This is a genomic window from Klebsiella sp. CN_Kp091, from assembly GCF_040065095.1.
Taxonomy (GTDB): domain Bacteria; phylum Pseudomonadota; class Gammaproteobacteria; order Enterobacterales; family Enterobacteriaceae; genus Klebsiella; species Klebsiella aerogenes.
Genome location: NZ_JBEAIO010000004.1, coordinates 94410 through 109815, shown reverse-complemented (window position 1 = coordinate 109815; position 15406 = coordinate 94410). Strand labels below are relative to the sequence as shown.

Here is a 15406-nt window from a genome sequence, read left to right as displayed (position 1 = left end):
ATGGAAAGAATCAGCATTACCGAGCGCCCGGACTGGCGCGAGAAAGCGACCGAGTATGGCTTCAATTTTCACACCATGTACGGCGAGCCGTACTGGAGCGAAGAGGCCTACTACAAGCTGACGCTGGCGCAGGTTGAAAAGCTCGAAGCGGTCACCGCCGAGTTGCATCAAATGTGTCTACAGGTCGTTGAGAAAGTGATCGCCAGCGACGAGCTGATGACCAAATTCCGCATCCCTAAACACACCTGGGGCTTTGTGCGTCAGTCGTGGAAAACCAACCAGCCGTCGCTGTACTCGCGTCTAGATCTGGCCTGGGATGGCGTGGGCGAGCCGAAGCTGCTGGAGAACAACGCGGATACGCCAACCTCGCTATATGAAGCAGCGTTCTTTCAATGGATCTGGCTGGAAGATCAGCTTAACGCCGGTAATCTGCCTGCCGACAGCGATCAGTTCAACAGCCTGCAGGAAAAACTGATTGAACGCTTCGGCGAGCTGCGTGAACAGTTTGGCTTCCAGCTGCTGCATATGGCCTGCTGCCGCGATACCGTTGAAGACCGCGGCACCGTGCAATATCTGCAGGACTGCGCGGCAGAAGCGGGCGTCGCCACCGAGTTCTTGTATATCGAAGATATCGGTCTTGGCGAGAAAGGCCAGTTTACCGATTTGCAGGATCAGGTCATCGGCAATCTGTTCAAGCTTTATCCGTGGGAATTTATGCTGCGCGAGATGTTCTCCACCAAGCTGGAAGACGCCGGCGTACGCTGGCTGGAGCCTGCGTGGAAGAGCATTATCTCCAATAAAGCGCTGCTGCCGATGCTGTGGGAAATGTTCCCCAACCACCCTAACCTGTTGGCGGCTTACTTCAGCGAAGATAACCATCCGCAGCTTGAAAAGTACGTCATTAAGCCGATTTTCTCCCGCGAAGGCGCTAACGTGTCAATCGTTGAAAATGGCAAAGTGGTGGAAGCGGTGGAAGGCCCATACGGGGAAGAAGGCACTATCGTGCAGGAGTTTTATCCGCTGCCGAAATTTGGCGATAGCTATACGCTGATTGGCAGCTGGCTTATTAACGACCAGCCTGCCGGGATCGGCATTCGTGAAGATCGGGCGCTGATCACCCAGGATCTTTCGCGTTTCTATCCGCACATTTTCGTCGAATAACGGCAAACCCCGGCAACCTGAGTGGCCGGGGTTTTTTCATGTGCGATAGCTGCCGTTACGCGGCGCCCACCACCACCGACAGCATACTTAGCGACCCCATCTCCATCCCTTCGACCGGGATCGTTATCGGCTCTTCGCCATCCCACGCCCCCAGAATATAGAGCAGCGGCAGGAAGTGCTCAGCCGTTGGGTTAGAGAGCGATCCGCCTTCGTGGCTTAAATAGTTCACCAGCGGATGCGCGTCGACCGGCCCTTTCCAGGTTAAATTCGCTTTCACATAGTCGTTAAACGACTCGGCCCACGGATACGGCGTACTTTCGCCATGCCAGCGTGCGGTGCGCAGGTTATGTACCACGTTGCCGCTCGCCACCAGCATAATGCCTTCATCACGCAGCGACGCCAGCTTACGCCCCATCTCCAGATGCCACGCCGCGGGCTTGGTGCTATCGATACTTAACTGAACCATGGGAATATCGGCATCAGGGTACATTTTGATCAGCACGCCCCACGAACCGTGGTCAAAACCCCACGCCTCTTTATCGAGGGCAACGGGTACCGGCGCCAGCAGATCAACCAGATGCTGCGCCAGCTCCGGCGATCCCGGCGCAGGGTAATGCGTATCGTATAAGGCCTGCGGGAAACCGCCAAAATCATGAATGGTTTTCGGCGCTTCCATCGCCGTCACGCCCGTCCCGCGGGTAAACCAGTGCGCGGAGATAACCACGATAGCCTTTGGACGCGGCAGCGTTTCGCCGAGATGACGCCAGGCGCGGGTATAAATATTATCTTCCAGCACGTTCATCGGGCTACCATGGCCTAAAAACAACGCTGGCATACGGGTACGGGACATGATGGTATCCTTCAGTAGGGAGTATTTGATTCCTTCACATTACGCGCTTTTAGCCGCAGATAAACTCAGATAAGCGTGATGATCATCATCAGAAAATTTGAAGGTGAAAAATCTCTCCCATGTACCCGCAGAGAAAGCATATTAGCTCGCCCCAGAAACAACAAAGCCCACCGTAAAGTGGGCTTGTCATCAAAGCAGCGGCAACTTAGCTGGCTTTGCGATCGTGCTCGCGGCGGTAAGCCACCAGGTCTTCAATGGTGACCACGGCCATGTTGTGCTGCTGAGCGAACTTGATGCACTCCGGCGCGCGCGCCATGGTGCCATCGTCGTTAGTCAGTTCACAGAGAACGCCTGCCGGTTTAAAGCCCGCAAGGGTCACCAGGTCGATGGTCGCTTCAGTGTGGCCGCCGCGGGTCATTACGCCGCCTGGCTGCGCGCGCAGCGGGAAGACGTGGCCCGGACGGTTGAGATCGGAAGGTTTCGCGCCATCGGCAATGGCGGCGCGCACGGTCGTGATGCGGTCAGCGGCGGATACGCCGGTGGTTACGCCTTCTGCCGCTTCGATGGTCACGGTAAAGCCGGTGCCGTAGGCGCTGGTGTTGTTCTCCACCATCATCGGCAGGTCAAGCTGCTTGCGGCGGTCTTCGGTCAGGCACAGGCAGACAATGCCGCTGCCGTGACGAATGGTCAGCGCCATTTGCTCAACGGTCATGGTTTCGGCGGCGAAGATCATATCGCCTTCGTTTTCACGGTCTTCATCATCAAGCACCATCACACCGCGGCCTTCGCGCAGTGCGTCTAAAGCGTGTTCCACACGTTCAAAAGCGGTACCAAAAGAAGAAAGGAGCGTCTGATTCATGGTAAAAAAACCTCATTAAAATTATGGTTACCAGAATCAGGGCAGTCTTAGGAGTGCCGGTTTAGCGGCAAAAGTCAACGCAAGCGGATCGTAATCCGACTGAGCCGTTACTCTCTCCCATCCGGACTTTAACCGTCGGCCCCGGAATTACACCGGATCTGCTGACCTTCCCGTTTTCACAGGAAGCGCTCGCGGGCTTTCAACGCATAGGTTGATTTACCGCCGGTGGGGAATTTCGCCCCGCCCTGAGAATAAGCGAGATAACTATAACGCCATTAACTATCTTCATCAATGGCTACTCGCTATACATCTGACATTTGTGGTTTATAGGCGCTCCCGTTCGCACTACAATGAACTGTAACTAGACCAGCGCAGGAATCCGCCATGATTGACCCGAAAAAAATTGAACAAATCGCCCGCCAGGTCCATGAATCGATGCCGAAAGGCCTTCGCGATCTTGGAGATGACGTAGAAAAGAAAATCCGCCAGGTACTGCAATCGCAGTTAACTCGCCTGGATTTGGTCAGCCGCGAAGAGTTCGATGTGCAAACACAGGTTCTGCTGCGCACCCGCGAAAAGCTGGCTTTACTTGAGCAGCGCATTAGCGATCTGGAAAGCCGCTCAGCTGCCCCGAAGAGCGAAGAACAGCAATAAAAAACGGGCCTGATGGCCCGTTTGAGATTGATGACAAATCTCATGCAACCTTTGCAGTTACAGATTGCAGCAGATGAAAAACATCGAAAATCAATTTATTGATTTTCGGCTGATAACCACAAAGAAGGAAAAACCACGCTTTTTCCTTCTTTGTCAGCAGTCTGACGGGCCTGATGGCCCGTTTTCATTTGGCTTAGTGCTCTAGCTCGGCCGTGCTATTCACCTGGCGACAATAAAGCTCATAGCGTTGGCAAAACCATTCACGATGTTCCTCATCCATATTGCCGACAATAGCCTGAAGATCAACCGAGTGGCCCTGTGCGTGCATCCTGGCGAAACTACGTGCCAGAAAATCGAAGTTCTTCATAGAATACATATCGTTATGGTTCATCCGCATACTCCTTCAGCCGTTGGCGTTCTGATTGGTCATATGCCTTTTACTAGCTTCAGTATTTACGCTTACCTTAACGCACTTTGTACGAAAAATGCGCTTAACCAGATTATTTATTGCGCTAAATCATAAACACCATCATTAGATCTAAAAATGTGATCTCACGCTCTGCCAACGCCCCCCCTCAAGCACCATTCATTACAGTAATTAATGCCACTAAATATTTTCCTAAATGCAAAAAACACGATAAGTAATGACGTTATGATCTATTTTATTTTCCAGTTTATTGATAAAGTTAATTGCGGCGATTAGGTTTTTATTTGCAATACTTCCGTGAATAAGGAGAGCCATGGATTTACTTTCCGAATACAACAACCCTTATCTATTTGCTTTATCATTTGTCATAATGATTGGATTGTTAGAAATCATCTCTCTTATTTTTGGACATCTATTATCCACCGTTATTGATGCTCACTTGATTCATTTCGAATCGTTATCCTCCGGTAATATAGGACAGGCACTTCATTATCTAAATATAGGGCGAATTCCGGCGCTGATTGTTCTCTGCCTGCTCGCGGGTTATTTTGCTTTTTTTGGGATCATCGCCCAACACGTAACGGTCAACCTCACCGACTCACCTTTGAGTAATATGCTGTTAGCCCCTATCTGCTTGTTGTTAGCAGGTATCGCAGTACATTACACAGGAAAGACGATCGCCCCCTGGCTGCCTCGGGATGAAACGACGGCAATAACGGAAGATGATTTTATTGGCAACATGGCAATTATCACCGGCCATAGTGCTAAACATGGTTGGCCATGCGAAGGGAAATTCACCGATAAATTTGGCCAAACGCATTACTTATTACTGGAGCCAGAGGAAGGCAAAGAGTTTAAAAAAGGGGATCGCGTTCTTATCGTTCTCAGGCTGACCCCAACACGGTACCTGGCCGAACTGAATCCCTGGCCACATATTTTATAATATAAAAAGGAGATTTTTTCATGGATAGCTTGAGCAATTTATTGCCCTCGTGGATGTTTACTTCCGGCATCGCGGTAATAATCCTATTAATCATCGGTATTATTTTCGCCAGACTCTATCGTCGGGCTTCAGCAGAACAAGCGTTTGTCCGGACAGGGCTTGGCGGGTTAAAAGTGGTGATGAGCGGCGGGGCTATCTCAATGCCTATTTTCCACGAAATCATTCCGATCAATATGAACACGCTGAAACTTGAGGTTAGCCGTTCCAGCGCCGATAGCCTTATCACCAAGGATCGCATGCGCGTGGATGTCGTCGTCGCCTTCTTCGTCAGAGTGAAGCCCTCCGAGGAAGGCATCGCGACGGCGGCGCAAACGCTGGGCCAGCGTACATTATCACCGGAGGATCTGCGCATTTTGGTCGAGGATAAATTCGTTGATGCCCTGCGCGCTACGGCAGCGCAGATGACCATGCATGAGTTACAAGATACCCGTGAAAACTTTGTGCAGGGTGTGCAAAACACCGTTGCCGAAGACTTATCCAAAAACGGTCTGGAATTAGAGAGCGTCTCGTTAACCAACTTCAACCAAACGTCTAAAGAACATTTCAATCCCAATAATGCCTTTGATGCCGAGGGCTTAACAAAACTCACTCAGGAGACGGAACGCCGTCGCCGCGAACGTAATGAAGTAGAGCAAGACGTTGAAGTCGCTGTGCGGGAAAAAAACCGCGATGCGCTGGCGCGTAAACTCGAGATTGAACAACAAGAATCCTTCATGACGCTTGAGCAGGAACAGCAGGTGAAAACCCGTACCGCTGAGCAAAACGCTAAAATTGCCGCCTTTGAAGCTGAACGCCACCGTGAAGCTGAGCAAACGCGTATCCAGGCTGAGCGTCAGATCCAGGAAAGCGAAATTGAACGTGAGCAGATTGTGCGCACGAAAAAAGTGGAAGCCGAGCGGGAAATCCGCATTAAAGAGATTGAGCAACAGCAAGCGACGGAAATTGCAAACCAGACGAAGTCTATCGCCATCGCCGCAAAATCAGAACAGCAGTCTCAGGCGGAAGCGCGGGCTAACGAAGCATTAGCCGCTGCCGTTAAAGCGCAGCAAAATGTTGAAACCACGCGACAGACCGCGGAAGCCGACCGTGCAAAACAGGTTGCATTAATCGCCGCCGCGCAGGATGCAGAAACTCAGGCCGTCGAATTAACCGTACGGGCAAAAGCGGAAAAAGAGGCCGCTGAGCTGCAGGCCGCGGCCATCGTCGAACTGGCGGAGGCAACCAAGAAAAAAGGTCTGGCGGAAGCAGAAGCGCAACGCGCGCTCAACGATGCCATTAACGTATTGTCCGATGAGCAAACCAGCCTGAAGTTCAAACTGGCGCTGCTGCAATCGCTGCCAGCGGTTATCGAGAAATCTGTTGAACCGATGAAATCGATCGAAGGTATCAAGATTATTCAGGTCGACGGTCTCAACCGCAGCGGAAGTGCGGAAAATACCGGCGTAAGCGCAAGCGGCGGCAATCTGGCAGAGCAGGCCCTATCGGCGGCGCTAACCTACCGCGCCCAGGCGCCGCTAATTGATTCACTGCTAAATGAAGTTGGCCTTTCAGGATCTTCTTTAGCTTCGCTGGCAGCGCCATTAACCGCGTCGATACCCGAAACCGCGCCGACAAACGAAGCAACGCACTTCATTGCCGTTCCGCAAAATCAACCCTCTCAGCCATCTACGATCCCGGCCGAATAAAAAGCGCCCCCTATAACGGGGGCGCTTTATGCCAAACCCGGCGACGTTATCGTCCCGGGTTTAACCTTTATCAACCATAAGACAAGGCGATTACTTATCGCTATCTTTCTGAATCTTCTTGATAATATTGGTAGTCGAGCAGCCATCTTCAAAGTTGAGCACCAGCACTTCGCCGCCGTTGGCCCATACCTCTTCGCTGCCGGCAATTTGCTCCGGCTTGTAATCGCCGCCTTTCACCAGCAGATCCGGCAGGATCCCGGCAATCAGCCGCTGCGGCGTATCTTCTTCAAACGACACGACCCAATCGACGGCTTCCAGCGCTCCCAGCACGATCATCCGCTGTTCAAGCGGGTTCACCGGGCGGGTTTCGCCTTTCAGACGTTTGGTTGAGGCATCGCTGTTGACGGCGACGATCAGACGATCGCCCAGCTTGCGCGCATTGGCCAGATACGAAACGTGACCTGCGTGCAGAATGTCGAAGACGCCATTGGTCATCACCACTTTTTCGCCACGCTTACGCGCCGCGGCGACCGCCTGTTTCAGCTCTTCTTCGCTCATCACGCCAAACCCGGTATCGGCACGCCCGCGCACCGCGTTTTCCAGCTCGATTGGCGAAACGGTGGAAGTCCCCAGCTTGCCGACCACCACACCGGCCGCGGCGTTAGCGAAATAGCAGGCCTCTTCCAGCGTGTTGCCCGCCGCCAGCGTCGCCGCCAGCACGCCGATAACCGTGTCGCCTGCGCCGGTGACGTCATACACTTCCTGCGCCTGGGTCGGCATATGCAGCGGCGGACGACCCGGCTGCAGCAGCGTCATACCCTGCTCGGAGCGCGTTACCAGCAGTGCGGAAAGCTCGAAGTCGGCGATGATTTTCATCCCGCGTTCGACGATTTCTGCTTCATCCTTACACTTTCCGGCGACCGCTTCGAATTCAGACAGGTTCGGCGTCAGCAGCGTCGCCCCGCGGTAGCGTTCAAATTCAGTGCCTTTCGGATCAATCAGCACCGGAACGCCAGCATCACGCGCCAGCTTAATCATGGTCTGCACGCTGGCCAGCGCGCCTTTCGCGTAGTCTGACAGCACCAGCGCGCCGATTGAACCCAGCGCCTGCTGAATACGTTCATGCATCGGCTGTGGATCGACCCCGGAGAAGCCCTCTTCAAAATCGAGGCGAATCAGCTGCTGGTTGCGCGACAGCACGCGCAGTTTGGTGATGGTCGGATGCGTCGGTACCGACACGAAATCACACTTCACTTTTACGTCAGCCAGCGCTTTGCTAAGCGCGCGTGCGGCATCGTCGATACCGGTCAGGCCGACCAGACGAGAAGTCGCGCCGAGCGAAGCAATGTTCATCGCCACGTTAGCCGCGCCGCCAGGGCGTTCTTCGATATTTTCCACCTTCACCACCGGCACCGGGGCTTCCGGGGAAATACGGCTGGTAGGGCCATACCAGTAGCGGTCCAGCATCACATCGCCTACCACCAACACTCCTGCACGTTCAAACTCTGGCAGCGTTACTTTCATTACTCTCTCCTGCGAGATGCAAACTTTGCGCGCGATAATAGCACACCCGATTTGTTAATTAAGCCATCAACCACTTCTGCCAGCTGGCGCTCACCTGCTGGCGTTCACCGTCAAAGGCATCCGGCGCAACGTGGCCCGGCTGCTCCTGCAGCGCCAGATGGTGCAACGCATCGCGTAGCGTGGTGTAGGCATGGGTAAGCGCCCGCGCTTCTTCCTCATCCATGATGTCGTTCTGCGCCAGCAGTTCCAGAATACGCACATTATCGGACCAGCGCGTCAGCTTCGGCTTTTCATGCGCGTAGCGCAGCACCAGGTACTGGGTGATAAATTCAATATCGGTGATCCCGCCGGCATCGGCTTTGATATCAAAGCGATCGCGCTGCTTATTGCCGAGATGGGCGCGCATCTTTTCCCGCATCTCACGTACTTCGGTTTGCAGCGTCGCGCCTTCACGCGGCGTGGTCAGGATATCGCGGCGGATCGCATCGAAGCGCGCCTGCAGCGCCGGGTCGCCATACACCACCCGGGCGCGAACCAGCGCCTGATGTTCCCAGGTCCAGGCTTCATTGCGCTGATAATCGGCGAAGGCGTCGGCGGTAGTCACCAGCATGCCCGCCGCGCCGGATGGACGTAAGCGAGCGTCCACTTCATACAGGATGCCCGACGAGGTGCGGGTGCTGAAAAGATGCATGATCCGCTGGGCAAGGCGCAGATAGAACTGGCGGCCATCGATTTCTCGCTCGCCGTCGGTCATCACCTCCATCGGACAGTCGTGGAGGAAGACCAGATCGAGGTCGGAACTATAACCCAGCTCCCAACCGCCGAGTTTACCGTAACCTACTACCGCAAAACCGCGTCCCTGACGGTCGCGCAGATGGGTCGGCTGGCCGTAGCGGGCGACCATCTGTAGCCACGCCTGCTGAACTACCGCATCGATCATCGCCTCGGCAAGCCAGGTTAAGTGATCGCTCACTTTCATCACCGGTAGCGTGCCGGCAATATCGGCGGCGGCGATGTGCAGCAATTGCGCCTGTTTAAACTGACGCAGCGCTTCCAGCTGCTGTTCTTCGTCTTCTTCCGGCACGCGCAGCAAATACTGGCGCAGCTCGTCGCGGTACGCATCGGTCGCCGTCGGTTGATAAAGCGTGTTCGGATCCAGCAGTTCGTCCAGCAGCAGCGGGTGGCGCGCCAGCTGGCTGGCGACCATCGGCGAAGCGGCGCACAGGCTAATCAGGTGTTTTAGCGCGCCGGGGAATTCGCTGAGCAGCTCCAGATAGGTGGTACGGGTGACGATACCGGTCAGCAACGGGGTGATTCGCGCCAGCGGCAGCGGCGCATCCGCCCGCGAGCAGACCTCGCTGAGCAGATGCGGCATCAGCTGGTCGAGTACCTGCCGCCCGCGTGGGCCGATGGTGCGCCGGTCGAGCTCTTTGCGAAAATCAGCGATCAGCGCCAACACGCTGCGCCGATCGTTGTCGTCAAGATGCGCCAGCGCCGGCGTAGTGTCGTCTTCTTCCAGCGCGTCCTGCCACAGTTCGCGCCAGTACTCTTCCAGTTGTTCATCCGGCGATTGCGCTTCATCGTCGCCAATCAGTTCGTTAAAGACGCGACGCACGCGGCGCATCTGCTCTTCCAGCTGTGCGCTGAGCGTCTGCCAGTCGGCGACGCGCATCCCCCACGCCAGACGCGCGCGGTTAAGCTCATCCTGCGGCAGGGTTTGGGTTTGCTCGTCGTTAATGCTCTGCAGCAGGTTTTCGAGACGGCGCAGGAACAGATAGGCTTCGCGCAACTGGGCGGCATCGCCTTCCGGCAACAAATGCAGCTCGTCAATCGCCGTCAGCGTCGGCAACAGCGCGCGCTGCTGCAAGGCCGGTTCGCGACCGCCGCGGATCAGCTGGAAAACCTGGACGATAAATTCGATTTCGCGGATGCCGCCCGCGCCAAGCTTGATGTTGTCTGTCAGGCCGCGGCGGCGCACTTCACGGGCAATCATCCCCTTCATATTACGCAGTGACTGAATAACGCTAAAATCGATGTAGCGGCGGAAGACGAACGGACGCAGCATGGCGCGCAGTTCGTTGGCGTGCTCGCCGTCGTTATCGCCCATGATCCGCGCCTTTACCATCGCGTAACGCTCCCAGTCGCGCCCCTGCTCCTGGTAATAATCCTCCAGCGCCGCAAAGCTCAACACCAGCGGGCCGCTGTCGCCAAATGGTCGCAGACGCATATCCACGCGGTAGACGAAACCATCCTGCGTCGGCTGATCGAGTACTTTGATTAACCGCTGGCCCAGACGGGTAAAGAACTGGCCGTTATCCAGCTCGCGACGCCCGCCCTGGGTGGCGCCGTGTTCCGGCCAGGCAAAAATCAGGTCGATATCGGAAGAGAAGTTAAGCTCGCCGCCGCCCAATTTCCCCATGCCCAGGATCATTAGCGGCTGCGCTTCGCCCTGCGCATTGCACGGCGTCCCCCACTCCCGGCAGCAGGCGGCGTACAGCCAGTCGCGGGCGGCGACGATTAAGGTCTCCGCCAGGGCGCTGAGCTGCTGCAAACTGCTCTCTTCGCTCACCAACAACAGCGCCTGCGCCCAGGCGATACGCACCATTATCCGGCGGCGGAACTGGCGTAGCTCGCGCATTAGCGCGGCCTCGTCAGTCACGTTTTGTAGCTGTTCCGCCAGCCAGTCGCCGTAATGGCGCCATTCGTCGGCCTGCGGCGGCGCGCTTTCCAGTTCAGCCAGCCACTGCGGCTGAGCGACCAGACTCTGTTCAACAAACTCGCTGAACGTCATCACCGACTGCGCCTGCGAACTTAACGTTTGCAGGGGAAAATCTGCCGGAAGCCGGTTTACAACCGTCTGCCAGTGCTGCTGTAACTGCGAAGAAAGCGCCATTATAGGGGTCTCCCTGGCCTGAAATTATCGTTTTCCACTATGCAGCCAGAATGGTTCCGCGGCCAGCGCCTGACGACGGAAATATTCGATGACGCTGCGGTCATTGTTCTCGATAGCGCGGCGCACCTCTTGCCAGTTTTCCAGCCAGGCCTCGGCGACCTCGGCATAGGCGCTGGAAAGCAATTGAATACTGTCGATCTCGCGCGCCAGACGCGTGAGCCGATCGCTATAGTCGTCCTGCGTCTGCTGGAAGTTACTTTTCAGATCCGCCGCGGCTCGCGACAGCTGAATATCAGCAAAGCGTTTGAACGAACCGGCGATTTTCTTTTGCCCCGCTTCGTTGAGGAACGAACGCCAACCGCGGGTAACCAGCCATTCGGTCAGCAGCAGTTTGGCGCCAACCGTAGCGCGGTTGAACAACGCCGCTTCGGCTTTCTCCGCTCCGTCCAGCGCCGCTTCGGCCTCAGTGAGCGATTCACGCAACTGTACGGTGGCTTTTCGCGGCACAATGCCGCCAAACAGCACCAGCGCATGGCGTACGCGAGCCATCGCCCGCTGGATTTCACGTTTAGCGGCCGCGTTGCCCCGGTTCCAGACTTCATCATGATAGAGCCAGTGCGCCAGCGCGCTTTCCAGCGCCGCTTCCAGCCCCTGCTCGACGCTGGCTTTGGCCGCCACGCCTACTACCGTTAACGGTTTAACCGGGCGCGCTTCGTTGCCCTGCGCCAGCTGATAGCCACGCGCCGCTTTACTCAGGCTGCCCTGGCGCAATACGCCGGTTGCCAGTAAACGTCGCGCCAGCGCCAGAATGTCGGCGGTATCGCCGCTCAACAGCTCAAGCTCCAGTTCGCAAATGGCTTCCTGATGCTCACCGGCTTTGACGTCGCCAAGGTCAAGAGCTATCTCAATCTGGCTATCGCCCTCTTTCACCACCCATTTTTCACGGAGGAAATCAGTGCTAAACAGCGGCTGCACATTTTGCGCCAGTTCTGCCGGCAATTGCCCCTGCGGCCAGACTTCAGCCGGCAGCTTATCCAGCGCCAGCTCAGCTTTTTCCAGCGGAATATTGTATTCCGGACGCTGATGCAAACCGCCCACCACCCGACCGGCAATTTTCAGCGTCATTTCATAGCGCTCCCGATCGCCGCGGATCCGCAATCCCATGTCGTGACGACGCAGCCAGTTATCGGCGGTTTCGTAGTAAATATTCAGCAGTTGACCTGCCGGTGTGTGCTTCGCGTCCAGCGTATTGAGATGCTGGCGCAGCGCCTCAACGCCGTCGTGGGCAACGATAAACTTCAGTTCGATTTCTTGAGCCATGGCTGAATTCTTCCACCTGATAAGCGTCGCCGGGAAAATGCGGCGAACTAATGACGATATTTTTTGTCAGTAAATAGTATTTTGCGGCGAATCGCCATGCAATGCGCATTTGCCAGCTGCATTTGGATGATTCCGATTGTGGCGGAAAACTTTGCGTCGCTCTGGCGATGCCACTACTATCGTTCAACTTTTTATGACCAAACGATGACCTGATGCCAAAATTACGCCTTATTACCTTTACATTGCTAGCGCTTAGCGCCGCTACGGCGGTTCACGCAGAAGAAAAGCGCTACGTTTCCGATGAGCTGAACACCTGGGTTCGCAGCGGTCCTGGCGATAACTATCGTCTGGTCGGCACCATTAACGCCGGTGAAGCCGTCGACGTTCTGCAAACCAATGACAGCACGAATTACGCGCAGGTACGCGACAGCAACGGCCGTACCGCCTGGATCCCGCTGAAAGAGCTGAGCAACGAGCCCAGCCTGCGCATTCGCGTGCCGGATCTGGAAAATCAGGTCAAAACGCTGACCGACAAGCTGAACAATATTGACGCCACCTGGAACCAGCGTACCGCCGACATGCAGAAAAAAGTCGCCGGTAGCGATGGCGCGATCAACGCTCTGAAAGAAGAGAACCAAAAGCTGAAAAACGAGCTGGTTGTCGCTCAGAAGAAGGTGAACGCGGCGAATCTGCAGCTTGATGATAAACAGCGCACCATTATCATGCAGTGGTTTATGTACGGCGGCGGCGTGCTTGGCGTCGGTCTGATCCTTGGTCTGGTGCTGCCGCATCTGGTACCGAGCCGCAAGCGTAAAGACCGGTGGATGAACTAATTCGTCTTCTCTGCCAGACTTACGTATCATCTTGCGAAAAGTCGATGCGGGAGAAACAGGCGTGAAGATTTATTTGGTCGGTGGTGCGGTACGAGATGCGTTATTAGGACTACCGGTCAAAGACAGAGACTGGGTGGTGGTTGGCGCCACGCCCCAGCAGTTGCTCGACGCGGGCTACCAGCAGGTAGGCCGCGATTTTCCCGTGTTTCTTCACCCGCAAAGCCGTGAAGAGTACGCCCTCGCGCGTACCGAACGTAAATCCGGTTCCGGCTATACCGGTTTCACCTGTTATGCCGCCGCTGACGTCACCCTTGAGCAAGATCTACTGCGCCGCGATCTCACCATTAACGCGCTGGCTCAGGACACTGACGGTCAGATTTACGATCCCTATGGCGGCCAGGCCGATTTACGCCAGCGCCTGCTGCGCCACGTCTCCCCAGCCTTTAGCGAAGATCCGCTACGCGTACTGCGCGTCGCGCGTTTTGCCGCACGCTATGCCCATCTCGGTTTTCGCATTGCCGATGAAACCATGGCGCTGATGCGCGCGATGGCGGACGCCGGCGAACTGGCGCATTTAACCGCGGAGCGGGTATGGAAAGAGACGGAGAACGCGCTTAGCACGCGTAACCCGCAGGTCTTTTTCCAGACCCTGCGCGACTGCCACGCGCTGAAGGTTCTGTTCCCGGAAATCGACGCCCTGTATGGCGTACCCGCGCCGGCCAAATGGCATCCGGAAATCGATACCGGTGTTCACACCCTGATGACGCTCACCATGGCGGCGATGCTATCGCCGGCCATCGACGTCCGTTTCGCCACCCTGTGCCACGATCTTGGTAAAGGTTTAACGCCCAAAGAGTTCTGGCCGCGCCACCACGGCCACGGCCCGGCGGGGGTAAAGCTGGTGGAACAGATTTGCCAGCGCCTGCGGGTGCCAAACGATATCCGCGATCTGGCCAGATTGGTCGCCGAATTCCACGATCTGATCCACACCCTGCCGATTCTGCAGCCAAAAACCATCGTGAAGCTGTTTGATAGCATCGATGCCTGGCGCAAGCCGCAGCGTGTACAGCAAATCGCCCTCACCAGCGAGGCCGACGTGCGTGGGCGTACCGGTTTTGAGTCCTGTGATTATCCGCAGGGGCGCCTGCTGCTTGAAGCCTGGGAAGTGGCGCAGTCGGTCTCCACTAAAGAAGTCGTAGCGGAAGGTTTCAAAGGACCGGAGATTCGCGAAGAGCTGACGCGGCGCAGAATTGCGGCCGTGGGGCAGTGGAAAGAACAACGTTGCCCCCAGCCGCAAGGCTGAGGGCCAGGGCCTTAGAAGAAGACCACGTAGACGGCTGCCGCGACGATAAAGCGGTAGATTGCAAACGGGATAAACGAAATACGTTTAATCAGCTGCAGGAAGGTTTTAATGGCGATCAGCGCCACGATGAACGCCATGATAAAACCGACGGCGAACATCGGAATATCCCCGGCGTTAAGGAAGCCGATGCTCTTGTAGACGTCCAGCACGGTGGCGCCCATCATCATCGGCACCGCCAGCAGGAAAGAGAACTCGGATGCCGCATAGCGGCTAACGCCCATCAGCATACCGCCGGAAATGGTCGCCCCGGAGCGAGAGAAGCCAGGCCACAGCGCCAGACACTGGAAGCAGCCGATGGCGAACGCCTGACGATAGGTCATATCGTCAATCCCCACCGCGCGCGGTTGTTTCGGTTTGAACAGTTCCGCCGCGATCAGCAGGAAGCCGCCGACAATCAGCGCGTACATGACGTTAACCGGGTTAAACAGCGATTTAATCAGGTCATGGAACACCAGTCCCAGTACCACAGCCGGGATCATGCCTAACAGGATATGAATCAACGACAGACGCCCGCTGCCTTCGCCTTCATGCACCGGCGGGCGGCCAAAATGAATGCCGATCAGGCCAAACAGTCGACGCCAGAACACCACGACGACCGCGAGAATAGATCCTAATTGAATTACGACTTCAAAAGTATTGGCGGTATCCCCTTCAAAGCCAAGGAGATGACCAACAATAATCATATGTCCCGTACTGGAAACCGGTAAAAACTCCGTCAACCCTTCAACCACACCCAAAATTGCCGCTATCAGCAGCGAGTGTAAATCGCCCATTCAATAAACCCTTAAAAGAAAAAGTAAAATTAAAATCCAGGCACTAAGACCGGTATAAAAC

Annotated in this window: 14 protein-coding genes and 1 riboswitch; of the genes, 7 read left to right on the top strand and 7 right to left on the bottom strand. The window is 55.7% G+C overall.

Annotated features, from left to right (window positions below; translation table 11 throughout):
* Positions 1-1161: a glutathionylspermidine synthase family protein gene (locus ABLV17_RS03840; RefSeq protein WP_015703515.1), complete on the top strand. Its 1161-nt coding sequence runs from the start codon at positions 1-3 to the stop codon at positions 1159-1161.
* A 55-nt stretch (positions 1162-1216) separates the two neighbouring features.
* Here ABLV17_RS03840 and ygiD read toward each other — a convergent pair whose 3' ends face one another.
* Both ygiD and ribB read right to left on the bottom strand, forming a co-directional pair.
* Positions 1217-2011 (bottom strand): 4,5-DOPA dioxygenase extradiol, encoded by a 795-nt coding sequence (gene ygiD / locus ABLV17_RS03835; RefSeq protein ID WP_087859824.1) that lies wholly within the window; start codon positions 2009-2011, stop codon positions 1217-1219.
* Between the two features lie 205 nt (positions 2012-2216).
* A complete protein-coding gene (gene ribB, locus ABLV17_RS03830; RefSeq protein ID WP_015703517.1) occupies positions 2217-2870 on the bottom strand; it encodes a 3,4-dihydroxy-2-butanone-4-phosphate synthase in 654 nt (217 codons plus the stop codon).
* A 105-nt stretch (positions 2871-2975) separates the two neighbouring features.
* Positions 2976-3127, bottom strand: a riboswitch (FMN riboswitch).
* 127 nt (positions 3128-3254) lie between these two features.
* Between ribB and ABLV17_RS03825 the strand changes: the two genes are divergently transcribed.
* Entirely contained in the window at positions 3255-3524 is a 270-nt protein-coding gene (locus ABLV17_RS03825; RefSeq protein WP_015369643.1) for an accessory factor UbiK family protein, read from the top strand.
* Positions 3525-3717: 193 nt separating this feature from the next.
* On the opposite strand, the gene glgS is transcribed toward ABLV17_RS03825, so the two are convergent.
* On the bottom strand, positions 3718-3915 hold the full coding sequence (gene glgS / locus ABLV17_RS03820) for a cell surface composition regulator GlgS (RefSeq protein ID WP_087859826.1): 198 nt from the start codon (positions 3913-3915) through the stop codon (positions 3718-3720).
* On the opposite strand from glgS, the gene ABLV17_RS03815 reads away from it, so the two are divergent.
* From ABLV17_RS03815 to ABLV17_RS03805, 3 genes are all read left to right on the top strand, one after another.
* Positions 3907-4047 carry a hypothetical protein gene (locus tag ABLV17_RS03815; protein WP_271032107.1) on the top strand — a complete coding sequence of 47 codons (141 nt, stop codon included), beginning with the start codon at positions 3907-3909 and terminating at the stop codon, positions 4045-4047. The two genes, glgS and ABLV17_RS03815, sit on opposite strands and share 9 nt — an antisense overlap.
* Positions 4048-4264: 217 nt before the next feature.
* Entirely contained in the window at positions 4265-4894 is a 630-nt protein-coding gene (locus tag ABLV17_RS03810) for an OB-fold-containig protein (protein WP_271032106.1), read from the top strand.
* A 20-nt stretch (positions 4895-4914) separates the two neighbouring features.
* Positions 4915-6639 (top strand): flotillin family protein, encoded by a 1725-nt coding sequence (locus ABLV17_RS03805; RefSeq protein ID WP_259678471.1) that lies wholly within the window; start codon positions 4915-4917, stop codon positions 6637-6639.
* A gap of 90 nt (positions 6640-6729) precedes the next feature.
* On the opposite strand, the gene hldE is transcribed toward ABLV17_RS03805, so the two are convergent.
* The 3 genes from hldE to ABLV17_RS03790 are packed head-to-tail and all read right to left on the bottom strand — an operon-like array spanning position 6730 to position 12376.
* Positions 6730-8163: a bifunctional D-glycero-beta-D-manno-heptose-7-phosphate kinase/D-glycero-beta-D-manno-heptose 1-phosphate adenylyltransferase HldE gene (gene hldE / locus ABLV17_RS03800; protein WP_015369639.1), complete on the bottom strand. Its 1434-nt coding sequence runs from the start codon at positions 8161-8163 to the stop codon at positions 6730-6732.
* A gap of 58 nt (positions 8164-8221) precedes the next feature.
* Positions 8222-11059 carry a bifunctional [glutamate--ammonia ligase]-adenylyl-L-tyrosine phosphorylase/[glutamate--ammonia-ligase] adenylyltransferase gene (glnE, locus tag ABLV17_RS03795; protein WP_348854094.1) on the bottom strand — a complete coding sequence of 946 codons (2838 nt, stop codon included), beginning with the start codon at positions 11057-11059 and terminating at the stop codon, positions 8222-8224.
* A gap of 21 nt (positions 11060-11080) precedes the next feature.
* A complete protein-coding gene (locus ABLV17_RS03790; RefSeq protein ID WP_271032105.1) occupies positions 11081-12376 on the bottom strand; it encodes an inorganic triphosphatase in 1296 nt (431 codons plus the stop codon).
* A 212-nt stretch (positions 12377-12588) separates the two neighbouring features.
* On the opposite strand from ABLV17_RS03790, the gene ABLV17_RS03785 reads away from it, so the two are divergent.
* Entirely contained in the window at positions 12589-13209 is a 621-nt protein-coding gene (locus ABLV17_RS03785) for a TIGR04211 family SH3 domain-containing protein (RefSeq protein ID WP_087859830.1), read from the top strand.
* 61 nt (positions 13210-13270) lie between these two features.
* The gene (locus ABLV17_RS03780; protein ID WP_213316623.1) at positions 13271-14512 is read left to right on the top strand and encodes a multifunctional CCA addition/repair protein; all 1242 of its coding nucleotides are present in this window, start codon (positions 13271-13273) and stop codon (positions 14510-14512) included.
* Positions 14513-14523: 11 nt separating this feature from the next.
* On the opposite strand, the gene bacA is transcribed toward ABLV17_RS03780, so the two are convergent.
* The gene (gene bacA / locus ABLV17_RS03775; RefSeq protein ID WP_087859832.1) at positions 14524-15345 is read right to left on the bottom strand and encodes an undecaprenyl-diphosphate phosphatase; all 822 of its coding nucleotides are present in this window, start codon (positions 15343-15345) and stop codon (positions 14524-14526) included.
* Positions 15346-15406: the final 61 nt, after the last annotated feature.